19 protein-coding genes are annotated in these 26735 nt (G+C 35.5%); 9 read left to right on the forward strand and 10 right to left on the reverse strand.

Going from position 1 to position 26735, the window contains the following annotated elements; genetic code table 11:
- Positions 1-17: 17 nt before the first annotated feature.
- The 3 genes from METLIM_RS00765 to METLIM_RS00775 all read left to right on the forward strand — a co-directional run bounded on the left by METLIM_RS00765 (position 18) and on the right by METLIM_RS00775 (position 6798).
- Positions 18-953, forward strand: coding sequence for an IS5 family transposase (locus METLIM_RS00765; RefSeq protein ID WP_004075882.1), 936 nt, complete (start codon positions 18-20; stop codon positions 951-953).
- Positions 954-1319: 366 nt separating this feature from the next.
- Complete coding sequence (locus tag METLIM_RS00770) at positions 1320-4862, forward strand: PAS domain S-box protein (protein WP_004075883.1); 3543 nt, start codon at positions 1320-1322, stop codon at positions 4860-4862.
- A gap of 307 nt (positions 4863-5169) precedes the next feature.
- The gene (locus METLIM_RS00775; protein ID WP_157202183.1) at positions 5170-6798 is read left to right on the forward strand and encodes a hypothetical protein; all 1629 of its coding nucleotides are present in this window, start codon (positions 5170-5172) and stop codon (positions 6796-6798) included.
- A 347-nt stretch (positions 6799-7145) separates the two neighbouring features.
- Here the strand turns inward: METLIM_RS00775 and METLIM_RS00785 are convergent, their stop codons facing one another.
- Together METLIM_RS00785 and METLIM_RS17240 are read right to left on the reverse strand one after the other, a co-directional pair.
- A complete protein-coding gene (locus tag METLIM_RS00785) occupies positions 7146-7742 on the reverse strand; it encodes a hypothetical protein (RefSeq protein WP_157202184.1) in 597 nt (198 codons plus the stop codon).
- A gap of 816 nt (positions 7743-8558) precedes the next feature.
- Complete coding sequence (locus tag METLIM_RS17240; protein WP_394295888.1) at positions 8559-9371, reverse strand: PKD domain-containing protein; 813 nt, start codon at positions 9369-9371, stop codon at positions 8559-8561.
- Here METLIM_RS17240 and METLIM_RS17245 point away from each other — a divergent pair.
- Positions 9262-9576, forward strand: coding sequence for a hypothetical protein (locus METLIM_RS17245; RefSeq protein ID WP_245543561.1), 315 nt, complete (start codon positions 9262-9264; stop codon positions 9574-9576). The two genes, METLIM_RS17240 and METLIM_RS17245, sit on opposite strands and share 110 nt — an antisense overlap.
- 1413 nt (positions 9577-10989) lie before the next feature.
- On the opposite strand, the gene METLIM_RS00795 is transcribed toward METLIM_RS17245, so the two are convergent.
- Both METLIM_RS00795 and METLIM_RS00800 read right to left on the reverse strand, forming a co-directional pair.
- Positions 10990-11688 (reverse strand): hypothetical protein, encoded by a 699-nt coding sequence (locus METLIM_RS00795; protein ID WP_004075889.1) that lies wholly within the window; start codon positions 11686-11688, stop codon positions 10990-10992.
- Positions 11681-12169 carry a hypothetical protein gene (locus tag METLIM_RS00800; protein WP_004075890.1) on the reverse strand — a complete coding sequence of 163 codons (489 nt, stop codon included), beginning with the start codon at positions 12167-12169 and terminating at the stop codon, positions 11681-11683. Before METLIM_RS00800 ends, METLIM_RS00795 begins: the two co-directional genes overlap by 8 nt.
- A 266-nt stretch (positions 12170-12435) precedes the next feature.
- Between METLIM_RS00800 and METLIM_RS00805 the strand changes: the two genes are divergently transcribed.
- The 5 genes from METLIM_RS00805 to METLIM_RS00825 all read left to right on the forward strand — a co-directional run bounded on the left by METLIM_RS00805 (position 12436) and on the right by METLIM_RS00825 (position 19129).
- A complete protein-coding gene (locus METLIM_RS00805) occupies positions 12436-13014 on the forward strand; it encodes a hypothetical protein (protein WP_004075893.1) in 579 nt (192 codons plus the stop codon).
- A 19-nt stretch (positions 13015-13033) separates the two neighbouring features.
- Positions 13034-14638: an SBBP repeat-containing protein gene (locus tag METLIM_RS00810; RefSeq protein ID WP_004075895.1), complete on the forward strand. Its 1605-nt coding sequence runs from the start codon at positions 13034-13036 to the stop codon at positions 14636-14638.
- Between the two features lie 597 nt (positions 14639-15235).
- Complete coding sequence (locus METLIM_RS00815; protein ID WP_004075897.1) at positions 15236-16303, forward strand: hypothetical protein; 1068 nt, start codon at positions 15236-15238, stop codon at positions 16301-16303.
- 148 nt (positions 16304-16451) lie between these two features.
- The gene (locus METLIM_RS00820) at positions 16452-17687 is read left to right on the forward strand and encodes a COG1470 family protein (protein ID WP_004075899.1); all 1236 of its coding nucleotides are present in this window, start codon (positions 16452-16454) and stop codon (positions 17685-17687) included.
- 521 nt (positions 17688-18208) lie between these two features.
- Positions 18209-19129 (forward strand): hypothetical protein, encoded by a 921-nt coding sequence (locus tag METLIM_RS00825; protein ID WP_157202185.1) that lies wholly within the window; start codon positions 18209-18211, stop codon positions 19127-19129.
- Between the two features lie 70 nt (positions 19130-19199).
- Here METLIM_RS00825 and METLIM_RS00830 read toward each other — a convergent pair whose 3' ends face one another.
- The 6 genes from METLIM_RS00830 to METLIM_RS00850 form a co-directional block, all read right to left on the reverse strand.
- Positions 19200-20225 (reverse strand): GNAT family N-acetyltransferase, encoded by a 1026-nt coding sequence (locus METLIM_RS00830; RefSeq protein ID WP_004075903.1) that lies wholly within the window; start codon positions 20223-20225, stop codon positions 19200-19202.
- 337 nt (positions 20226-20562) lie between these two features.
- Entirely contained in the window at positions 20563-20739 is a 177-nt protein-coding gene (locus METLIM_RS16325; RefSeq protein ID WP_004075905.1) for a hypothetical protein, read from the reverse strand.
- 212 nt (positions 20740-20951) lie between these two features.
- Positions 20952-21866, reverse strand: a complete 915-nt coding sequence (locus METLIM_RS00835) for a Gfo/Idh/MocA family protein (protein ID WP_004075908.1) — start codon at positions 21864-21866, stop codon at positions 20952-20954.
- Positions 21867-22111: 245 nt separating this feature from the next.
- On the reverse strand, positions 22112-23014 hold the full coding sequence (locus METLIM_RS00840) for a PAS domain S-box protein (protein WP_048145410.1): 903 nt from the start codon (positions 23012-23014) through the stop codon (positions 22112-22114).
- A gap of 181 nt (positions 23015-23195) precedes the next feature.
- The gene (locus METLIM_RS00845; protein WP_004075911.1) at positions 23196-23987 is read right to left on the reverse strand and encodes an undecaprenyl-diphosphate phosphatase; all 792 of its coding nucleotides are present in this window, start codon (positions 23985-23987) and stop codon (positions 23196-23198) included.
- A gap of 67 nt (positions 23988-24054) precedes the next feature.
- On the reverse strand, positions 24055-26709 hold the full coding sequence (locus METLIM_RS00850; protein ID WP_004075913.1) for a heparinase II/III family protein: 2655 nt from the start codon (positions 26707-26709) through the stop codon (positions 24055-24057).
- Between the last annotated feature and the right edge of the window lie 26 nt (positions 26710-26735).

A 26735-nucleotide genomic window follows, 5' to 3' on the forward strand; every position in this document is an offset into this window, starting at 1 on the left:
TAGAACCTATAATTATTATGAGTTCCTTTGCCAATTTTGCTTTGAAGAATGAGTATAAACAGAAAATTTCAAAAGAAGACAAATTGGCCAAAGTAAATAATAAAATTGACTGGGAAAAATTTAGGCCCATTATTGCCCCATTATATATGAACAAGATAGGGCTTGGTGGAAGGCCCAATTATGATGAAGTTCTGATGATCAAAATGCTTGTCCTTCAACAATGGTATAGCCTCAGCGATCCTGAATTAGAAAGGCAAACTTATGACAGACTTTCATTCAGAAACTTTTTGAATTATCCAGACAAAATTCCAGATCGCTCAACAATTTGGTTCTTTAGAGAAAGACTGGTAAAAGGCCAGATTATAGATAAAATATGGGATGAATTGCTAAGACAAATGAATAACAAAGGGCTTACTATCACTCGTGGGGTTATGCAGGATGCATCATTCATCACAGCAGACCCTGGTCATGCAAAGAAGGATAAACCAAGGGGTGATGAAGCACAAACACGAAGATCAAAAGATGGGGAATGGTCTAAAAAAGGCAATAAGTCATATTTTGGTTACAAATTGCACACATTAACGGATAAAGAAAATCAGCTTATCTATCGATTTACAACAACTATAGCCAATGTTCACGATAGCAAAATAGATCTCTCAAAAGAAGGGGAGACAGTATATCGTGATAAAGGATACTTTGGAGTTAAACCAAATGCTTCAATGGATAAAACGATGAAGAGAGCAACAAGAAATCATCCATTGAAAGAAAAAGATAAGCGTAGAAATAGAGCAATTTCCCGAACAAGATCAATGGTGGAATTACCTTATGCTTTCATAAAGCGTATATTCCATGGAGGACATGTTTTACAAACTACAGTTGAAAGAGTGCACGCAAAAAATATGTTTTCTTGTTTTGTATATAATTTATTTCGACTTGATGGCTTATCGCGATAGTCCACAATAGCGACAGCTATAGAAAAAAATCTAAAATAACTCAAATATGAAGACTTTTTTAGCTTAAACTCCTAAATCATTGAGATATTTGCAGAATATTTGGCATGATTTTGAAAAAATCAAGGGTTTTTAGATAATCTCCAGTATAATTTCACATCAGATATACATAATTTCTGCAGAAAATCAGAAAATAATAAAAATAAAGATAAATTCCGGTTATTTGAATAACTCAAAAGATCGTTATAAAGAATAATGAATATCTAAAATAAGAAAATAATATTTATAACAGGTTTTCAGTCCGGCAGAGATGGAAACCATAACTGCAAAGCACAACTTTAAATAAGATACATTAATTATAATGCATTGATGCCCTCTGAAGAGGAGACCCTTGAGAAGATTCTCAAAATAATCCGGTTTAAGAGCAAAGGAATGACAATTACCGAATTGTCACGCCAGACGGGGATACACAGGAACTCTATTGCAAAATATCTCCAGATATTATTAGCATCAGGCAAAGTGGATATTCAGTTAATTGGAAATGCAAAGATATACACCATTGCAAAAAGAGTTCCTATTTCATCAATGATGGACTGCACAACAGACCTGATCCTCATAATTAACAAAGAAAAGAAAATTGTAAATGTAAATACTAATTTCCTCGATTTTTTTGGCCATAAAAAAGACGAACTCTTCCTTGAAAAATATGACAGGATTGAAAACCCGATACTGGAAAATAAAGAAATTACAGAACTGATTTCAAAAGGCATAGAAGACGGTGAAAAAGCAGCGCTTGAAATTATTCTGGAATATAAAAGCAGAGAATATGATTTTTATATTAATATCATTTCAATGGTCCTTGATGGTGGGGGAAAAGGAATATTACTCAGAATCCAGGATTTTACAGAATCAATGATTGCAGAGAGAGCAATTCTTGAGAGTGAACAGAAATTCAGAAATGTCTTTAACTTCGCTTTTGATTCAATATTCCTCTATAGAATAAATGAAGACAAAATTATCGGTGATTTGATAGAGGTAAATGACAGAGCCATTGAAAATCTTAACTACGAACCCGGAGAAATGCCTCATTTACCGGCATGTAAAATAATAGAACCTGAAAACTGGGATATCTCAACACAGCTTGAACAAAACCTCGCTGAAAATTACAACTCGATATTTGACGGTTCATTAATCCGCAGCGACGGAAAAAAAATTCCTGTGGAAATAAGCAGCCAGATATTTCTTCTGAATAATAATCTGGTTGTTCTTTTTATTGTAAGGGATATTACAAGATGGAAGAAAGCTCAGAAATGTCTTGAATTAAGTGAAGAAAGATACCGCAAAATTCTGGAAACACAATCAGAGTTCATCTGCCGCCAGTACCCTGACGGAACCTTCAGTTATGTAAATGATGCTTTCTGCCGGTTCTGCAATAAAAAAAGAGAAGAAATAATCGGTAACAGAAACATACTGGAGATATTTCCGGAAGATAAAAAAATAATAAAAGACTGCCTGAAGAAAATTGATAAAAACAACAATACAGTAGAATTTGAACAGAGAATAATCTCAGATACAGGAAAAGATATATGGCTCCAGTGGCGCACACAGGTGATATTTAACGAAGAATCAGAAATTATTGAATATCAGTCTGTTGCAAGGGATATTACTGATAACAAAAAAGCAGAACTTTCGTTACAGATCAGTGAAGAGACAGCGAGAATACTGCTTGATGAGAATGCAACAGCCTCAATACTATTGGATACTAATGGAAATATCCTTGACCACAACAGAAAAATATTTGAATATTTCAGTATCGCCATAAAAAATAATATCAGCAAAAATAAAAGCAGTAACTCAGAAGGCAGTAATGACATTGAAGATAACAGTGACAGTATAAATAAGGATGATAACCGTGCATCACTAATTGGTAAAAACTTTACTGAAATTATATCAAAGGAAGAGTCTGAGGACATAAGACAGATATTCAATGCTGTTAAAGATAAAAAAATTCAGGGAACTATTAAGAGCAAATACGAAAATGACGTATTTGAATACACTTATTATCCAATTCTGTCCAGCAGTTCTGAACTCACAAAGATTGTAATTTTTAAGAACAATATCACAAAAGAAGAGAAAAATAAAGAGTATCTTCAGAACAGAATCAAAGTTCTTGGCGATATAATTCATTCCCTGCCGGATGCAACATTTGCGCTGAATACTGATAAAGAAGTTATTGCATGGAATAAAGGCATGGAAAAACTTACAGGAATCAGAAAAGATGAAACAGACAGAATAAATAAAAGATATTCTGAGATATTTTATGAAGGAAATGAAGAACTTCTCATAGAAAACCTACTGAATAATATTGAGAATTATAACGGAAGCCAAAAATATCCTGAACCGCTATCCAGGAGATGTTTCTGCCCGAAATTAAACAGAGGACAGGGCGTAGACATTAAATGCAGTGCCTCTTACCTGTATGATGAAGAAGGAAAAATTTACGGCGCAATTGAAACAATAGCAGATTTAACCCGACTGAATAAGACCAGAGATGCATTAAGCAAGAGTGAAAGAAAATACTGGTCAATGATTGAGGAGCACTCGGATATGATATGCAGGTTCTCATTTCCGGAAAGAAAAATTACTTTTGTAAACAGCTCTTTATGCTCACATTTTGGATTTGAGAAGAAGGAACTTATTGGAAAGGACATCTCAAATATATTCCCACAGAGTATATGTGAGAACATAAATAATATTCAGAATAATCCAGTACCAAAAATTGGTTCTTCAAATTATGAAACCAGAATTGTTGACAGTACAAAGAAAACTTTCTGGCAGAAATGGACGATTAAACCGGTATTTAACAGAGAAAACTCTCTGGTTTCCTTTAATTGTACTGGAAGAGACATCTCGCAAAAAAAAGAGTATGAATATGGAATCCAAAAATCCGGAGAAGACTACAGGCAATTTTTTGAAAATGCGGATTTTATTGTATTAAAAACTGATATTAACGGAAAAATACTCTATCTTAATAAATTTACAGAAAAGTATTTTGGCTACAATTATTATGAGATATACAACAAGTCCTTTTATGATTATCTTGCTGCTGATAATTATGATATTAGAGCAGAAATTAAGAATTTATATGAAGAAATAGAGAATAAACCTGATAAGCAGTCCAGAACAGAATGCAGTATAATTAATTCAGGTGGGGAATCCATACCGGTAATCTTCTGTTTTAATAAAATATATGATATGAATGAAAAAAAAGATATACTCCTGATAACCGGCAAACCTTATGAAAATAATAAATTTAAGAATAATTCAGACACTAAAAATAATAAAACAGAATCTCTAAAATCAGAATCACCAGACAAAGCAGAATTATCTGAAAATAAATTTATTATTAATATAAACCGTAACCGGAATAATTCAGAATTATTAAGATCTGCTACAACTGCGGATAATCTCTATGAAAAAAAAATTAAAACTAAACATTACGATTCAGAATACGGTGATTTAAAAAATATAAAAAAGAACAACCCTGATAATTCAAAAGACGATAGTGAAGCAATAATTACTGTTGATCTTTATGGAAACATTGCTCTTATCAATGACAAAGCATGTGAATTAATAGGAATTTCAGAGAGTAATATAATTGGAAGAGATCTTTATTCCTGCTTTCCGGGGTATATGCAGGATACAGCAAGAAAAATACATGAAAAAATATCCAATAGGAAAGAAACAAATCCGGCCTCTTTACTTGCACAGCATCCGGATGGAAATGGTAACAAAAAAACAATATTATGGAATATAAACAAACCGATCAATAATTCAGGAAATGCAGAATCAATAATTTGGACCGGAAACAGATTAAAAAAGACACCACCAATAATTTCAGAGCAAATTTAAATAACCCAGAATCCACGTAATTATCAGTTTTAACTCCTTATCTCCTCATTCTGATGCACAGCATAGCTGTTTAGCAAACCTTAATCATAGAACCTGCGGCAATTTCACAACTGGGGATTGAAAAGGGATGAATCCATATGACATTATTGAAAAATTTTTAAAGTATTATTCTGCGAAAGCCGGAATAAATCCGGAAAATTATAATAAATTTCTGAACCGCCTGAGTATACTGGAAAAATCCGGAATAATTAATAGAATCTGTAGAACAGACTACAGAGTATTGCTTTTTGCAGCATTATTAATTATAATGCCTGCAATATCTGCATCAGGATCTATATTTTATGATGACAATTTTAAAAGCACAGATGTAAAAGAAATAACTAACGCCGGAATTGAAAAAAAAAGTACTTTCGACGACATAACCAGAAGAAACGGTATAAATGACATATTAAATCTGATTAAAAAAACTCCGGAAGAGGAGATCAGTAAATCTTTGGTTAATGAACAAATGAAAGAGAACATCTCTTTTCAGACAACAGTAAAGGATGAACTTGATATTGCCGCCGGAGATTTTATAGGGCCTGCAAAAATAGCTGAAGAATTTGAAATTCAGGTCTTTGATCTGATTCCTGACTCTTATATTATTAATCCGGAATATCTTGAAAAGGAGACAGGAATACGGATAATTGTCCACTATAAGAGCAGCAGACTTAACATAATCCAGAATACAGTATGGGCATTTGAAACTGATGCAACCAGGATGCTGTCCGGAATTATGGGTGGGAAAAACAGGGACGATATCGCCTTTATAATAATTAATTTTGATGATGTTGACGGGAGGGAAAATGATGTATTATTTAAAATGAGTGCAGGCGATGTTGATGAACTGGATAATTTTCCGGAACCTGGATATTATATTCCGGGCAGTGAATGGACAGAATATAAAATAGATATGGATACAGAGATAAAATATTATGAAGATCCGGCTACAAAATTTGAATTTGAGAATTCAAAAAAATATATATCATACAATGATGCCGCCAGAGTATATTCAGCAGATGATTTAAGAGAATACACTATTGAAAAGTCAAAAGAACTCAATGAAATTACCTGGAAAATTACAGATTATGCAGTTAAAAAAGACTGGTTTAAAGCAGCAGAAGAATCTGAAAATCTTATAACAGTTTCATCAGAATATATAAAAGAAATCGAAAAATTTGCTGTGGATAAAAACCTTGAAGGGCCCCTTGAAGAAATTAAAGAAGGTTTTAAACAATATAATAAGGCAGGGATGGATTTCTGGTACGGTTCGTACTATTATAATTCAGACAGGATTCTTGAAGGTACTTTTTCAGTTAAATCCGGAATTAACCATTTAAATTCGGCATTTAACAATCTGGAAATTAATGAGATTAAAGAAGAACGTATATTCAGGGCACCAGTAACTGAAATGCTTCCAAAACTACTCAAATTAAATGAAATATACAAATATAAAGATATATCAGGATCAAACGATATATCAATTAAAATTGAGGCTTATAATACTGCATACAGGTACTATCTGAAAAATGGTAATTCAGAAAATACTATAGTAACATCCGACTATGGCACTAAATTTCTCTTTGTAACACTGGATATAACCCACATGGGATATAGGGGAGGAAAAAGTCAGACGGTAAGCACTCCTTCAAAAAATGACATCTCTTTGCACTGGTTAAATCAGAAAATCAGTCCTTCCACACCAGAACAATATATAACAGGTATCGGAGTGCCTTATTCCAAAAAGAAACTTGATAGAAGGGAGCATTTTGAATCTGTTCTTCTCTTTATTGTTCCAGAAGATTTCAATCCCGGCAATGCATATATTGAAATAAATCTGGGTAGCCAGGGTAATCCGGCATGGTCTTTTGAATATCCTGATATTTCGCACAAATGACACACAGACCAACAAATATAATGACAATATAAATATCTGAATTAAAGCAACCAATATATTTTATCCGGAAGATGTGAGGTAAATGATGCAAAACCTATTCTCTCCCGGAGGTCAGCATATATATAATTGACCACCGTCACAGCTTATAGGATCTGTGGCCTTTTCCGGTGCCAGCATACATATAATTGACCACCAGTATATTACAGCCACCTTATTATTAATGTTTTGATGAATAATATTCAGACATGCAACTGAGAAAATCAGGAAAGTCAATGACAGGGAATTATCCTGCAGAACCGGAAAAACTCTGAAATTACTTAAAATGTCATAACAAAAATCAGGAGGCATCAGGCAGCATTTAATAAAATATTATTTATTGCCACGTATTTTCTTATAAAATCCCTTATATTTTCAGCCTCTCTCCAGCCTATATCCAGTTCTCTAAGCGATTTATCTATTTCAAGCGCTTCATCATAGACACGATTTGCAATTTTGCCGCCTTCAAGATCAGTAAGGCCCACAATTGCCTGAAGAGGGTTTCTGATATCTGCATTTATCTTTTCATATTCATCTACGTAATTTAAAAAATCACTAAGTTTCTGAATGAGGGTAAGAAGTTTATTTTCACTTTCGGCAAGTGCTATCAAAGATTTTTTATAATCTGTTATATCAACAAATATTATTGTTATTCCCGAACTACCATCGGAAAATACTGTAGGAATAATTTTCATCTGAAAATACTGTTCTTCTCCGGAAACAGAAATTGTTATCTCTTTTGAAACCTTTTCACCTTCTATGCCGGAATCAATTAATTCCGAGATATCAATCAATAGTTTTTCATAAATAATTTTTTCAGCATCAATACCCTGAAAATTATTTTCAATACCCAATAGTGCAGACATTTTTTCGTTTGTACTGACTATTTTTTTTTCTTCGTTTAACATAAGAACAGCATCTGATGTCAGGTCCATCATTGCATTGATGGGTATCCTTTTTGACAGAAAAAAGACTTTTGCCTGTCCGTACGTCTCCATATCAACTTCCCCTAAAAGGAGCAGTATCTCAAGATAATGCCCGACCGATATTCTGTTTACCCCTATAGCTTCGGAAATTTGTTTAACAGACATTCCTCTGGGATTATCCTTTAAGACCTCAAGTATTTTAGGAAATTCCCGGTGTTCCTTACCCATAAACTCCAATTTAGCATAGTTTATAAAAGAAGCTATCTTCATCATTATAAACATCAGTTATGCTTGGCATACCCAGAGATCCGAAATTTGACAGAGCAGGAATTATAATCCAATACTGAACTTTTAGGAATAATTCAAAAAATTAGTTAAGATTATGTAGTGCGATTAAAGTTCACGTTTAGAAATACTCTCCGGACATTTCTAAATGTAAAGTTCTGCACTATAATATTGTACCTCTCCGAAAGGTTAACCGATCAGATGTAATCAAATTAAATCCTGAACGGAAATTATTAAATCAATCAGCAGTCTGGGATATCAGAGATATAAATAATATAAATCTGAGACCAAATAAATTGTCAGAAATAATCAGACAAATTTAATGAATCACAACAAATATCAGGTAAATATACTCTTTCAGAAAATTGGATAAGAGTCATAAAACATAACATACTGAAATTATTTTTTTTGAAATTAGCTTTAATAAAATTTTAAAATTTGCTTTTTCACCTTCAACTGCAATCAGGCGATGAAATCCAACAAAAATATAGAATAAAAACAATGATACAATAGTCATTTATGACTATCATATATTACAAGCATTACAAGTCCGGAAATAAGAACAAATACCATAAAAACAAAAACAATTGCCTCTGAAGCCATGGTTTCCTCAGTATAAATCTCTGACATGACCTTTTGAATATTCTCTTTCGGTTCTTTTGGGGTTAAAAAGAGAGCATAAAGACCAAAATTTTCTATCTTTGCTGAAAATGACATGTTTTCCCGACTCTCAACTGTATTCAGCTCTTCCCAGTATCCGGTATAAGGATTCATCCATTTTATACCTTCAATGCTGGTTCCTGACTGAATATAATCCCATTCCTCAGGTCCCGGAACTATTGTAAGTACATTGTAACATTCAAAAGAGCAATATTCAGGAGATATATAGTATGTATAATAAGGACAGTCAGAATCAAGGCAGGCAGGGTCTGAATTTAATCTCTTTATGGATATATTTTCAGGATCACCAATATAACTGATCCCGTTTTCTGAGGTATAATCAAAGGAATTCAGGTTATAAATATACGCTTTTAAATCGTCAGCCCACAGGATAAATAATTTCTCATTCTGTAAACTATTTCCACCGGGAGAATCTGGTAAATCAAATGTAACCACTTCATCTTCAGGCCAGTCATCATGGCTGCTGCCACCAGGTTCAGGAACTTCCTCCATAACAAAGACAACCTCCTTGGTCACATTTGAAGAACTGAAATTGTTGGAAATAAATAATGAAACATTATATATCCCAGAACTTTGGAAGCAATGCACGGGATTTTGTTCACTTGAAGTTGAATTACATCCATCCCCAAAATTCCACTCCCACAGGTCAGGATTTCCCCTGGAGGTATCCTTAAATTGTGCAGCAATTACATCATTCCCGCAATTCTGTATCACAGTAAAATCTGCATCCAGAGAACTGCCCCCAATAATTGTAACTGAAGTTTTCACATTAGAGCCGACCGCAGGTCCACTTAGAACTACAATTATAATAATCAGCAGGAAAAATTTAGAAGCCAGCAAAAATTTTTGATCCATTACAATAACACCCGCAATTCTTTAAGCCCTAAAAGATGATATTGAAGAATAAACATTTGCCAAATAATTCTGCAAAACAGAAATTCTGAAACTGATATATATGTATGTAAAAAGTAACCAATAAGAGCCGGATTACAATTGACAGATAAAACAAATATTCCATTCATATGTAAAGGATAGCATATCTGTCCAGACAGGGACAGAATGAACATACGGATATTTATATAACCTTCATCATAACATACGGACATTTATATGATATTTATTAGAATATACAGATATTCATATAACCTTTATCAGAACATACAGACATCTTAAAATTGATATACACAATTTCTAAATTAATCTATCAGATATGCCATTTTATATCATAATAATTCATTTCTGTCCTTAAAAAGGAAATATATCCACATAATAAATAAACTTCACAAAAGATAAAGTGGAAATATCAGATAATATAATTCTCCGGGCAGATAGGTCTTTTCAAGGCCGCCTGAACTATATGATTTAAAATTTCCAGCTACAAACAAAAATACACAGACAGTAATAATAAAACTATGCAAAGCAAAAATGAGCAGCATCACCATTCAGAATAATATTTGTACTGCTACTGTGTCAATTTCTGCGGATATTCAAAATAGTCACTCATGAACCAGCTGGTTCACAGATGATGAATGAAGCAGTGTATTGTTTCATAGGAGCATGAAATAAAAACTCAATTCAGGCTTTAATTTACGGCTACATTAAATAATGTTAACATCCCGGACTCATTTACAGCACAGCCGGATATAATCCATTTATAGACGTAAAGGTCCATATAAAGGCAGCAATTTACAATTTCAAATCATAAATATCCTATATAATTATAATGATACTACGGCAGCTGATTGTAAAACTGTAAAAATCAATCCAAAAAGAGATGGTGAGCATCCTTTCTCCTTATCTATTAAAGGAAGGCATTTTCAACCATCCAGAAAGCACCTGTTTAAATGCCAAATGATCTTACTATTGAACCATGAAGAGACACCTTTCTTAATAAATAAGAAAAGGCCTTTGGACGCGTCACCATACGATAAATAAGCTATAAATAATATAGATATGTGCAGAGCACACAATATATATTTACTGATATACATTAATGAAAAAGAAAAAAGACTGACAGAATTGTTCAACCCACAAAACTCTCAAAATATCTTAGAATATCAATTATCCTGCATAATTCCGCTAAAAATAAAATAAATAGATGGCCGATATAAATTAAAAATTAAAATAAATTAACACCAGCATAAATTAAACACCAATATAAATTATGAATCAATATAAACAAAGGATTAAAATAAATAGAGGATTAAAAATATCTGATGACAGTACAATATTACCTGAAAAGCAGCCGGATTTATCTGACGGGCTATAACCAACCGGACAAATCCCTGTTATTCTCCTTTATCCTGTAATATATATCCCCGTTATATTCCCTCTCTTCAAGAACAATTACTTCAACATCATCACAGGCATTGGTTGTACCAATATATTTTTCACTTCCGGGAGATTCCCACAGATTAAGCCTGTTCCACTTTTTCCAGAATTCATAATTGTCAGGATCCGATTTACAGGTATTAACAACAATAATGTCTCCTGTATTATAATAAACCCTTCCAGGATTTCCGGATATAAAAGATATGCCCCTTTCATTAAACCCCAGTCTCAGAAGTGAAATCTCCTTTAAGAGAAATGGATCACTTGAACGCCCGTCTGTCTCCATCGCCTTTTCGGAATATTTTATACAACCGGTATAATCACCCATCTTTAAAAGAAGAGATGACATAAGAGTCAGTGACAGATAATTACTTCCATTAATATCAAGGGCATCAGAAATTTCAGAATATGCCTGACTGTAATCCTCATTCCTGTAATAATTAAAGGAATTATTAATATGTATCTCTTCCTGAGCATATTTTTCAGATTCGTCTGATGATGCAAATAATTCTGCGGATACAGCAAATGAGAAAAACAGGATAATTACTGCCAAAATCACAGAAATAAAAATATAATTCCAATATCTTCTTCTTTTGTCAGTTTTATCATCATATATGTTCTTTTTAGTCATGAATACCTCTCCTGTTCCAGGAACCAAAGATCACAGCAATGAAAGAGATCATAAAAGTTACAGGCATAATAATTATCAAAATCAGGTAAAGAAAGATTGACAGCGTCATTTCAGTCGGCGTAATCGTTATCGTCAGAACTCCGGTTTCACCCGAAGAGACAGAATAACCCGGATATTTTGAATAAACTTCAGAATAACTATTCAATAGATTACCAGATTCATCCGGGTAATATTCATTTCCTGAATAAAAAGAGAGACCTGAAAAGAGATTATCTCCATCCTGAAATCCCGGCACACGGGGATAAATATCCGGCATACCACCAGCAAAGTGAATTAAAAGTAAAATAATAATGACTGCTGCTGCCAGACATATCCGTGGATAATTAAAATTAAACCAGGTTGATGACTGTCCACCACCCTTATCATTATAATTAACAGTTAAATCCTTCTTTTTGGCATTTCCTTTCCAAAATATCACCATCAAAACCCCCCTCACCCTTAGGAACAATCACTTCTGAAATTGTCCGGAGATTATTATTTAGCATCTCCTGAGTTTCAGTCATATATGTCCCGGTTATATCATACATGATATATTGATTTGCTGTGCAGTCAAAATTCTGTCATGTGAAGATAAAATGGAATAATTTTTTACTGCACGGCATATTTTTTTAAACTCATTCTTTTCAAATTCAGATTATAATGCGGCCCTGAACAGAGCCGGATAATGAACTCAGGAAGGTGTTTAAGATGAAAAGGGGATTAATAATCTGTATCTCGGTAATATTGCTGGGATTGATACCAAATGCAATCGCATTTGCAGAATGCAATAATATAATTCTAAACGGTGATTTTGAGGAAGAGAATTTTAACGGATGGATTACCCAGGATCATCCTCCATACATAAGGTACGATATTGAAAGGGGACATAACGCCGGATTTTTCTTCACAGATAAATGCCTTATTCAGGAGACTGACCTTACAGATATTGATGAAATAACATATGACCTGAAAATCCTGGCACTCGGACCATCCGAGCAGTCATTTAATATATATATTGGAAAGACACTGGTCAGGACATATGTCAATGAGACATTTCAGTGGAGAACCGAAAAGATAGATACATCTGAATTTTCCGGAAATCAGGCCATTATATTCACATCCGAAGGATTAAGGGGAAGTACAATGAATATTTATCTTGACAATATAAGGGCCTGCAAAAATTCCTGTGAAGAAAAGAGCAGTATGCCGGTAAAAAGTTCTTCAGGTATATCAGCAATTCTCCTGATCTCAGGAATAATAATTTTCGCCGGAAAAATCAGGAGATAACATATTTCCGGGTCAGATTATGTCATTAAAAACAAACAGGTCCGGGAAAAAAATATTTTCGGCATCAGTCATAATAATTTTATTTTCAATATTGCTTCTGATTCAGATAAATTCAGTCGATACATATTCACTGGCATTCAATAATACCTATGAGATTTCAAAAACAAACGCAGTCAATGGTGCAGATTGTGAAAGCTATAAAGACAATATAGAAGTAACAAATATCAATTCATCTGTAATCCCTGTATTTTCATCATATTTCGGTGGAAAAGATACGGATTCAGTAAACTCAGTTTCTATCGGTAAAAAAAATAATCTAACCGCTATAACAGGGGTTACACAGTCGGAAGATTTTCCTCTGACAGAAAATAATCAAAAAAAGAGAGCAGGAAATATCGATGGATTCATTGCATTAATAAACAGTAACTCAAAAAAGCTTTTATATTCAGGATTTATCGGCGGAAAAGGAAGTGACAAACCTGTATCCTCCGCTTTTAACAATGAAGGAAATTTATACATTGCAGGATACACAGATTCCGATGATTTCTTCACAACCAAAGATGCACTTCAAAAGAATAACAGAGGTAAATGGGATATATTTCTAGTTAAAATAAATATAAATAATTTTGAAACTGAATATTCAACCTTAATAGGCGGATCATCATCAGATGTACTGCATGACATAACTATTGACAGTAACAACAATCTGTATCTCACCGGCACAACAGAGTCCAGAGATTTTCCGGTAACAAAAGGCGCTTTTCAGGAAAAAATTACCGGAAAAAGAGATGCATTTCTTATGAAAATTAATCCGGAAGAGAACATTATTGTCTATTGCACCTTCTTTGGCGGAGTCAGTGACGATTACAGCGAAGCAGTAGGAATAGATTCAGAACTGAATGCATATATTACAGGATATACCTATTCATCAAAAACAAGGTCACTTCCGGTAAAAAATGAGATATTCGGCCCCTCAACTTTCTCTTATGACTCATACATCGCGGCATTTAATCCGGACGGAAGCGATCTGATCTATTCAACCTATATTGGCGGGGGTGGCGGTGACAGGGCCAAAGGAATTGCTGTCACAGAAAAGAGAGTTCATATTGCCGGATATACATATTCAGACGATCTTTTTGTGAAAAATGCATTCCAGAATAATTTTTCCGTGGGCAACGGTTCAGAAGGATTTCTGACCTGCCTTAATAAAGAAGGAACTGAAATTATTTATTCAACATATTTCGGCGGGGAAAATGATGATTTTATTCATGCCATAAAGAGTGATAACAGAGGAAATATAATCATTGCAGGTGAGACCAAATCTGAAAATATATTCAGTTCCAAAAAATACGACATTGAAAGAATTCCGGATGAAAAAAGATTAAAAAATAACTCTGATGCTTTCATTGCCGTCTTTCAGGAAGATTCCGGCAGTATGAATTCTGCAATACTTATACAGGGCAATGATTATGATGTTATTTATGATGTTGACGGATATAACGGAAAATTAATCACAGCCGGAATGACAAAATCAGATGATATTGACGGAACAGAACCTGTACAGAAATCAAATGCCGGGTCATATGACGGACTCATCACCGAATACATAATCGCAGACAAATAACACATGTAAACAAAACGAAAGAATATCTTATGTCAGATGATATATCGGGCATAATAACTGCTTTTTTTCTGACATCTTCATTATGCTCCTGTGAAACAGTGCACTGTTTCATTCATTACCTGTGAGCCAGCTGTTCATAAATGACCTTTTTGCTCTTTTATGTTCTGCATTCTTCATTATGCTTTTTTCTGAGATCTTCAGCCGGAAAGAGAGGTAAAACAGCAGATTACCAGTATGGTGCACTGCCAGTGCGTAATGCACAGCACAGAATCAGAATCCGGATTTACACCTGCCACTACCAATCAGGCATCACATATGATAAAATCAACCAATAAGAACCAGATTTACCTAAAATCCAGGATTAAAACCAAATACCGGGTAAAGTTATATCCAGTCAGTTTTGTACAGCATACGTTTATGTATTTATGTTAAAAATCAAAGTCTGGTTACTCTAGAGGAAATCTGTTTAATCAGCCAGTCTTCTGTGTAATCCCAAAATAAAGAACAGTTTAACTTTCCAGATATGGGGAAAACCCGACATGAAACCGGGGAAACTACTGGAAGGATAAGCTTTTAAAAAATCGGATGTGTGAAAAAATGATGCGAAAAGAAATTGGTATTGCAGGCATTATTCTTGCAATGCTTGTATTTGCACTTGTTGCACCGGTATCAGCCGATACAACAGTAACAACCGGAGTAAACATTGCCACCGGGGGGGGAAATGCACCGGTAATTATGGCAAAGTGGGAACAGGATACTACAGCAGAACTTGAAGACGGTGACCCGACACACCTGACATTAGGATCACAATTCCTGCCACCGGCAACATTTGAAGGGGTAAAAGAGATAAAATACTATGCAATTGTCTGCGATGAGGAAGACGGAGGAGATTTAAGCCTCGTTTCTGCATATGTATACCACCCTGACAACGCTTACTTTGACCCTGATATGTGGGAGGAGCTTAAGTACCAGGTTATGCTCACAAATATCGGACATGACAACTGTGCAGTCACCAATGCAACAGCAGCATACGAAGCCGGCCTTATCCAGCTCGCCTCAGGATACACCTGGAACGGAGATAACGGAACAGCAGTAATGTACAGACTTGGCAAGGGAACCGCTGATGTCTGGATGGGTACAGCAGAGATTCACTACTGCCAGCCAGCAGGCGACTATGAAGTGGTTGTCCGTGCAGTTGACAGAAACTCCAACCCTGCAATCAATCTTATAAACATCTTCAACTACCTTGAAGTTCCGGCAGCAGAGTTTGATTTTAGCTCTGTAAATTACGGAAGCACAAGTGTCTGCACAAACAAGTGGACAACAGGAAACACAGTATTCTCAATCGGGGACAACCTCCCAACAGTACGTAATATAGGAAACGTACCTGTAAATGTAAAGATTATCAGGCAGGACGCAATGGAGTTTGGAAGAGACAACCTGGGCAACTGGGATGTTGAATTCGATGCACGCCTCGGGGATTCAGGAACAGTCGTAGCATACGACCCTGTTGCAGCCGGTGAACCTGACCAGAATGAAGTATTACCAGACGACCTCTGGATGTGCCACAGCGAAGAACTTGACTTCTCAATCCACATTCTGAAAGGATTTGCAGGAGAAACTCACGAGGGTGAGATGATCCTCGGATTCGATAAAGCATTCTGAGAAGGCTGAATAATAAAAACTGAGAAGTAGAGATAATATTCTCTAACTCTCATCTAATTTAATTTATTGATTTACTGATAAACCAGACCTAACTACTTTTTTATTTTTAGCGATTCAGAAAAATTATTCTTAAAGAGGAGGAAAGAAAATGAAAGGGGATTTTAACAGATTCAAATTAATTGCTTTGCTGATATTTACATCACTGTTTGTATTTCATACAGTTTCAGCAGCAGGAATTGCAGTAACACCTTCATTAATTAATATCAGTGATGCAGCAAGGAGTATTGAGTATGAAAAAACAATTACGGTATTTAATCCCGGAAATGATGAACTAATGGCAGACATCATGATCTCCGGAGATGCCAAAGAATGGATAAAAATCTATGAGGATACCCCCGATGCGGGAGAACCTGTAAACGAGATCAAAATTCCGGGCAAAAATATTAAAGTAAAAGCCAGAATTTCAGTCCCGGAAGATACGGCAAACGGCATGTACAGAGCCGAAATTAATTTTGACACAAAAAGTCCGGAATCTTCAGAAAATACTGAAGTAGGAGCCGTACTAAAAGTCCGGGCAACGACCAAAGTCGAAATTGATGTAACAGGTACTGAAATAATCAGTGGTGAAGCAGATCTCCTCAGAATCAGTGATTCCGAAGTTAATTACCCTGTCCCTGTTGAAATTATGTTTCAGAATACAGGTAATGTAGTGCTTGCACCGGGAATAACGATTGTAATATCAAAAGAAGGAAAAAACATCGACACAGTCAGAAAAACCGCTTCAGAGATAAAACCGGGTGAAAAGGAGAAAATAACAGTGAACTGGGAAAACAATGGTCTGGAAAGCGGGGACTACTCTGCCATTGTAACAGTTAATATCGGAGATAATGAGATATTAAGAGAAGAAACAAAGTTCAGTCTTATTCCGGAAGGGACGCTTACGAGAAAAGGTGAGTTCACAGAGATTAACTACGAAGGAAAAACTGTTGTAGGGAGGATATTAAAGATATCCGGAACATTTGTCAATACAGGAGAAATTCCAACAAAAGCAGTTCTTAAAGGTGAGATCTATAAAGACGATGAACTAATAGACACCTTTGAATCCGATGAATTAACTGTGACAGCCATGGGGACAGAGAACCTTGTTTACTATTATAAACCGGAAATCTCAGGGGAATACAAAATCATAACATACATAGTTTATGAAGACAAAAAAACCGGTGAAAAGGAATTAAATATACAAGTCACCGGATCAGCTGACTCTACTGGTGACAGTTCAAAACCGACAGAAAGTGGAAAAGCACCGCTACCAACCGCACTTGTAATTGCAGCACTTACAATATTTGCACTTGTAATGGCACTAAAATCAGCTTTCAGAAAATAATAACTATTTTTTAACTTTCTTTTTGCAACTTATACCTTTAAGGAAAGATCTCCCAAGACATAAACTGTTTCACAAAAGTCACTTTATCTTCTGGCAAATCTGCCTGCAAACAGATAACAGATAAAACATTATGATGCCTGATACAGATGTTTCATGAAGGGTGTATTCCGGATACTGCACGTTATAAGATATCAAAAAGAGTGAACTATGCAGATAAAATACCGGCTCAAAATATAACTGCCCGTCACTATCAAAAGATAATAATTACCAGCTAAAATAACAAATAATGGAATAATAGATGTTATCGGCATAACACGAATCTGCTTTGCATAAATTAATATTCTTATTTTACTCACCTCCATTCAACAGAATTTAATTAATACGGGGTTTTGAAATTGGGTAATAAAAATATGCAGAGTAAAAATTTAAGCAGGTTATTTATATCAGCTATAATATTGGGAATGCTAACAGGCATATTAACTATTCCTGTACAAAGCAGTGCAGAAATAATTACAACCTCAGTGGAACTTTCGGCCGGGGGGGGACTTAAACCTGAAGTCCTGTGCACCTGGACAGAAGATGAGACAATAAACCTTGAAAACGGTGATGAGAACCACATACTGACCGGATCTCAGTTCTATCCTGAACCGGGATATGGCAATAGCAGAAACCTGAGTATCTATGCCGTCGTATTTGATGAAGAAAGCGGAGGTGACGTGATATCAACCTCTTCTGAGATATATAAACCTCTTCATTCATTTTCCGGCGGGGAATACTACCAGAGTATAACATTTACAAACGAAGGAAGCGGAACGGTTCAATTAGCCAAATTTATTGAAGCATATGAATCGGGAATTGTTCTCTTCAGTCCGGACTCAGACTTTGAAGAGACAAATTACAGATTAAAAAAAGGGACAGGGGCACTATGGACAGGAAAATTTATTCTTCCGTCATGTATGCCGGCCGGAAATTATACAGTTAAAATCAGGTGCATAGACCAGTCCGCCAACCCTTCCAATGAACTGATACTTGAATTTGAATACCTGCCGCTTGGGTGTATAGAATCCGATTTCAGCTCTGTTGATTATAAGAGCACTATTGTAAAAGTGAATAAATGGGTTACAGGTAACAGTGTATTCGCTGTAAATGACGGATATCCGACAGTACGAAATGCAGGCAATATCCCGGTCAGGATAACAGTCACCCAGGACGATATGGACTTTGGAAAGGATTACAAAGGCCTCTGGAATGTACTGTTTGATACAAGAATGGGAAACAGCGGAACAGTAATTGATTACTTTCCCGGAGAGGATGTAATTATTCCGGAAAAACTGATGCCCTGCAGTACTGAATCGCTGGATTTCTCAATTCATATCCTGTCAGGATTTCCCGGAGACACCCATACAGGGACTATGATTCTTGGTTTTGAGGATGCAGTCTGATAATTCAGCCAAGTAATTAGAAGCCCAACCACATATTTTTCAGAAAAAATATAATATTTAAATAAACAGATCACCGGAATTCCGGTTTAAATGAATGGTATATTCCTTTACCGATTCTGATTAGAGGTGAATACCACCTCATTGAATAATAGTGACGTAGTTCAGCATTAAATTTATTTTTAAAGGGAAATAATTCCGGAGTGTCAGCTCCAATGATTTCATAGTAATCATAACCCTGACTACATGCCCATTCAATAGTATGCCACAATAATATTCCATTGAGATTAAGATTTCCAAACAACAGCCCGGGAGCACCAATCCAGGCATCAACCTTTTTTTTGTAATATGTGATCAAAACTCCGGTCAGAAACTGATCATCCTTTTTGGCGATAAACAGTTTGACATATCCACGGGAAAAATCATCATAAATATCATGAATATACTCCCTTGAAGTATGAATTCTCCCTCTTTTGACCATAAGATCAAATAGCTGATCAATATGCTCCTTTGAACCTTCCTCAATGACTATGCCTGCTTTCCGGGCTTTTTTAATCTCAGAACGTAAATTTATGTGAATATTTGTCCACACTACATCTTTTCCTTCTTTTAGGCTAAGGACATATGTGTGCCTTGGTACCACACTATAACCACTCCAGATAAACGATCTCGGATCATATGGGAAGGGAGACATATCAATTTTAATTACATCCGACATCAGATGATCCTTCATGAAACCATCCAGTACCTTCTGAAATACGATAAATTTAGAATATTTATTTCTGAGTTTTATATCATCATATTTCTTAATTACGGGGCCCAGATAACTGTTTTCAACCCCAACAGGAGGGGAAAATACAATATTAACTGACAGAAACTTATATACATACAGTGGAATCAGCCCGTATAACTCTGAACCTTCATAAGCCATTAAGCGGTATAGTACAGGATCAATACTGCCGGAAAAGACTTTAATTGAAGAATGCTCATTCATTTTTACAAGCCAGTCCCATGTATGATAGAGGGTACTATTATCAGAAGAAAAAACAAGATCATCCCAGGAATTTTTATCACCCTCATCTGCAACCTTTAATTCCATATTTAATACCTCAACCATAAACTAAATATCTTAAGACTGTATCAGAATTTTATCCCGCACAAAATAAGATGTATAAATGCATTTGATCTCATAATTCAGTAGGAATAACTATTGAATTCATGCAACACTTATCAAACCAAAAACCCCATAACATTTATAGCAGCCAACAAATATACTTCAGAACAGTACTTAACCAACAATTAATGATACATATTCCGTTACAGGGCGATTACATCTGTCACAACAGAACCCAATATGATTAATAACATAATATCTCCCTTCAGCCGGATTAACCGTCACTGAAAAAGGTTCTGAATCAGAACATATAGACAGAGAACTACATATCGGCATTGGGCCCTCCCCTTACAATAACAATATCTATTTCACCATCCGGTGAAGATCTAAAAAGAATATTGTCTGCAACATTAATGCCGGTTATGCATGCTGCTCCGGCTGCCGCAATAAGTACAGAAAACTGAAATATGATACAGAAAAATAAACTGTTACAATTCATTAAAACCCCCGGGTATTCATTTTTTGAATAGTCACAAAAATGTTATAAATCTAAGCCGGGCATAATTAAAAAAAGTAAATTGTTTCAATCCTGTAAAAGTCAAATTGAACGTAAAACAAGGGAAACAGATATTTCACAGGATTCTGTTATAGTGATTATGGGAGATTCTCCAAAACTTCAGAAGACGAAACATGAATAATCTCAGAGATTAATCAGTAGCCACATTTCTGCCTGATATCTTCACATATACGAACATTCTTTACTGCCTGATCCGGACTGACCGGAAATTCCTTACCAGACCTAACACAGTCAACAAAAGTGTTCAGTTCCACTTTTAAGGGTTCAACCTTGCTGACCATTACTTTCTCCACAATATTCTCCTGAATGTATTTATCAGCATCATGAGAATACCTTTCAGGTTTTTTATGAATATACACCTCCTGAGTCATATAATCTCCCTCTATAGTAAAATTTTCCTCTTCGATATAGACCATTCTGATCTTTTTTGAAGATTTCCGGCTCGTTGAGAGATATACAGGAAAACCGGGAAATTCAAATATTGCGCCGCATATATCACTGTTGCCGGAAGAGTAAAGATTGTAGGGACCCCTGAAGTGGCCATTATTGAATATTATATCAATATCATGAATCATTAAATCTTCAACAACACTACTTCCGTTTATCCTGATAGATGAAGGGTTATGTCTCTTCATTTCTACATAAAGAGGAGAATCAATAATTCTGGATATTTCATTAACAATCGGGTTAAACCGCTCAATATGTCCCACTCCAGCCACAATATCATCAGGAATTTCTGATAATAACTCTTCACCCTGCTTTGAAGTCTGACAGATCGGTTTTTCTATCAGCATACTGATACCAGCCCTGGCAACCTGTACTGCGGTCTCATAATGATACTGAGTAGAGACACAGATGCTCACAGCATCAACGTTTTTTAGCAGCTCATCAACTGAATCAACCACATTTATCCCGCATCCCTTTGCAATTCCGGATGACGCACTGCTGTTGACATCATACAAAAAAAGATCTCCGACTTCCTTCATCTCCGAATACACTCTCACATGATTCTTCCCCATAACGCCTGTTCCAATAACCCCTACATCCATTATAAATTACCTCAGTTTACTGAAATTAAATCTGTAACCAATTCTTCAGTGAGCACACTGGATCAGTTTTTCGTGACCTTTTACATTCCTGAAAAACCCGTTAAGAAAAAATATACTATTCTTTTCCAGAATATACCAAAATCTCCTGTATCTGAACAGTACTCTTAAATCCTGATTCTGAGAGGTTCAGATAATAAAATAAGATTATGCCATGCAGAGGCTTTCAGGATTGAACTGTGAATAAACTAAGAATTAATTTCTGTGCATAAGGTCTGAAAACCGCAATAATCTGATGAACTGGTATATTCGGCGAATATAAATAAATTCAGAACAACAAAACTTCCGTCATGACGTATAAATTCAGATTTTAAACTCTCAGGTGCAGAACTGCCTGAATTCTTCCTCATATCAAGGCAATCCAGAATTCTGCTCTCATCTCCGGATATGAAATCAAAAATATATTTCCCAGCCATCTCTGAAGGCTGATAACCCAAAACACCAATACAACCCGGATCGGCATATGTAATAAGCCCGTTATAATCAATATAGAAAATAATATTTTTGAATCCTCTAATCAGGGAATCGTATAAATTCTCAACTTTCTTAAGTCTGGACTGAATATTGGTAATATCAGTTATATCCCTTAAAAAAACTGCAATGCCAATATTCCCATCAATAGAAACAGTTTTTATAAAATTCGCCGTGAATTTCTTCACCGCATCATTTTTTATCACCGAAATTTCCTGATTATCAAATTCTGTTAAGATGTCAAAACCAAAATTCTCCCCGCACGGACTTAAAATATCAAAAACATATCTGCCATATATTTCATTTTCTTCTTTGCCCACAAGATCCAAAAAGGATCTGTTTCCAAAGACAATATTATAGTCCTGATCCAGAGTAATTATACAGTCTGAAAGGCAGTTTAAAATATCATTAATGGGAATTCTGCTTGAAGCTGAATATATCTTAGACTGACCGAATGTTATCATTTCAACATATCCGGAGATAAGCATGGTATCAAGGTAACGTGCAACCGTCATACGGTTCATTCCAATACCTTCGGATACTTTTTTTACAGTAAGACCTTCCGGATGCTGCTTCAGAAGAGTCAGTATTTCAGATACTGCAGAATCCCTGTTGCTCATTAAACTATTATAATAACAGTATCCTATAAAACCCATGCGTTTCTGTCAATCTTTAATGATAATATGGTCTCTGTTTCATAAGTGATATATGATAAATTATATCATTATCTTACCCTCACCAAAATACATACGGATTAAAAAAAATTAAAAAATATAACCCATCATCACAGAAAAGAGATATTCAGAGAATATTCAGAAAATAATACAGAAATGTAAAGATTATTGTGACCAGGCCAAATAACAGACAGAATTTCCAGAAAGAAACTTTTACTGCAATCTTTAGAAGAAGGTCCATAGAGATATATCCAAAGAAAAGTGATGAGGCAGATAATATCACCATTGACTGAAGAGGAATCCTGCTGATTGAATTAAAATCAATAAAAAGAATACCTGCGGTTGCAGGAACACTAAGCAGAAATGAGACCATTAATGCAGTCTCCTGATTCACCTTTCTGATGAGTAATGCAGTAACAGTAATTCCTGATCTTGAAATCCCCGGGATTACTGCAAAACCCTGTGCAATTCCGGTTAGAATTATATCACGGTTGCTTATATCATTAATATCCTTATCACCTTTTGAATCAGCGATTTTCATCAGAATTCCGGTCAGGACTAACATAAATCCGATAATCATAGTAAATAAAACCGGATTTACAAATGTTGAAAGATTCCGAAGTAGCAGGTACAAAGGAATTGCTGAAAATGCAGTAAAAAGTGTACCATAAAATATTACTGAACTGAGTTTAAGTTCAGAGAGAGGCGACATAAGAACAGAAAAAAATTCATCCCTATACTTAATTAATACTGCAAGCATAGTACCAAAATGAAGATAAAATGCATAAGAGAGAGCAGTCTGTGGATCAAGGTTCAGAACATTGAGCATATAAAGCATTGTCTGGGCTTCACTGCTCACAGGAAGCCACTCAAAAATACCCTGAATTACACCTGCAATTACAGCCTCAGAACCGTTCATTATATAATATGGATTCTCCTACTGGGATTAATAATTTTGTCACACATTAGTGAAGTGAAAACCTCTTCTATAAAGAAGATCTCCTGAATGAGATCAAAAATACCAGCAGTGCCAGATTAAATCCGGACAATAACAGGTAAAATGAAATACCGGCAAACTTCCTGCTGACAGCCGGATCATTTGCTCCTTCAGAACCCAATATATAATCAGACCGGAAATTATCAAAATAAATAACTGATATTTTTTTGTTTCCCAAGTTGATTTCAATAATATGGCTGCTGTTTCCGGAATCAGGGAAATATATACATCCGGAATTACTGACATCTTCACCTGTAATTTCTATGCCATCTATGATTACAGATTTCAACTCTCCACTCATACCACAAAAATTCATATACTTCCCGGAATTATCCTCATTAAACAGAAATAAATCAGAACCGTCCATACCAAGATATGAACCTCCAAAAAAGAGGTAATATTCATACGGGTTATCAGTCGATTTCCGGATGAAAACAATATCAGCATCCGTATTGTACCTGTCAAACACGCAGGAACCCTCCCCCGAATATATGTAATCAGTCTCTGAACCTGAGAACACTTTTACTGCACTGCCACTGCCACTGACCTTCAGTGTTTCTGCTGAATTTAAAACCTCATTTTCATAACCTGAATTTAGAAGGGTAATTCTGTTAAAATCTTCAGAACTTGGGCTTTTGAAATACACGACAGGTGAAAATACCTCTGACTGATAGGTGTATCCGGCAATTCTGCCGATATTTTTTGTAATGATAATATCTGATGCGGGTGAAGAGAAGATATTCATATTAACTCTTTTACCATATGGATTTGTAACTGACCATGTGATATTATCTGTAATAATACCTGTTGCAGTCTCCCTCTTATATGGAAGACTTAACCAGTCATATCCGGATGTTCCAATCTTAAGTTCACCCGGGATATATCCGGTTTCATCTTCAGAAAATATTCCATCCCCATTTATATCCAGGGTGGGCACTATTGCCAGTCCTGACGGCCGGAATACATTCCAGTACATTCTGTCAGAATTCCCGTCAAAATAATCAATAATAATAAAATAATCATTAAACGGGTAAATTATTGTCCTCTCATAATACACCGGAGGTGAAACTGAATAATAATCTGCCCACACATCTCCAATAACCTTAGATATCATCTCCTCCGCTCCCAGAGTACTTATCCATGAGGTCTCCACAATATTTTTGACATTTACGGGAGTAAGGACACCATTTACATTCCCTTTATAAACACCCCTTGATCTGCTGTCTGACCATTCAGAGACAGGATGTGGATTATCTGCATCTTCTAACGATATTCCGTTATGGTGATAAGCATACTGTCCGTAATACCTGTCAAGAACATACTTATTCTCTCCGGCATCAGCAAGCAGAAGATCCCCGCAACTGAAGTATTCAAATGACAGCTGATCATGATGAGCAGAATCGCGGTTACTATTGGTCCTGCCGTTAAATGTTACAAGAGAGAGCCAGTCTGAATCTTCCTCCCAGTTCTCCCTGAAAACCTGATAAGAGGACCCAGCATTCAGGTATGATTTCCATGGAGGAGGGGAGGACTTCATATTGTCGAAATTATCAGATACAATATAATAATAGAGATCAGGCATTTCACTATTCTCCGATGAATAAAGGAGAATGTTTTTAGCTTCCGTTTTTTTCAGGTAATCAAGAACTATCGCTTTATCCACGTCATCAAGAAGATTAAGAATACCCCTGTGATATGTCTTGAGTGTATTTCCGGAAGTGACACAGTTATTCATATAACCGTTTGGAAGAGTTTCCCATATTTCAGAAGTAACAATCTTTTTTGATAACGGATATTCCTCAAAAATATTCCTCCCATAATAGTGGCTATATATCTGAAACCACCACAGAAGACTTTCAATCACATAACTTTTATAGGCACCTAGATAATTTTTGCCTGAAACATTGTCAAAACCAAAATTAATAAGCGGTATGTTGTAGGAATGAAGTTTATCATCAATGAAGAGGTATTCGGTTCCTGTCTTAACCCACTCACCAGGCCCTGAATTCAGTGGAATATTGTCGGGATTAGTAAAATCAGATAAGACAACTCCGGCAACAGCAACATTGGGATATGCCTGACCATGATAATCTGAAAAAGATATATATTCAGTATTTCCACCGTTACTGTTCAGCTCATGATATGCAGAATCCACAAATGCAGCATATTTATTCCGGATAATTCTATCCATTTCTTCATCCAGATATGACTGTATCCAGTCGTAGGTAAGACCGTAGTCCCTTACGGCTGATGACCTTGACCATGGCTCCTGATCCCCAAGGTCAATATTAAACAGTGCCTCAGCTGCCTTCCCGGCGTATTTTTCATCACCTGTTATCTGATAGGCCAGACCAAGATCTCTTGCAAAACCTGCACGGTAAGATATCTTATCGTAATTCTGCCATTCAGGGACGGAAAAATCCATTTCAAGTGAATAATCTGCCCGGCTAATTATATAACTCTCCCAAGTATTCCAGGGTTCAGAACTCCTGTACTGATAGCCCGGGACTTCAGTAATATCATCAAAAATCAGACATGGATGATTAAGTTGTGCTTCGGATACCTGTACCTGGGAAAAAATAATTGTCAGTAATATTATTGGACATAATCTGAAGGATATTGGCAGATCTTTTTTTGAGTTCATAAATCGTTCACTCCGGATATAAAGAC

The sequence above is a fragment of the Methanoplanus limicola DSM 2279 genome, assembly GCF_000243255.1.
Lineage (GTDB): Archaea > Halobacteriota > Methanomicrobia > Methanomicrobiales > Methanomicrobiaceae > Methanoplanus > Methanoplanus limicola.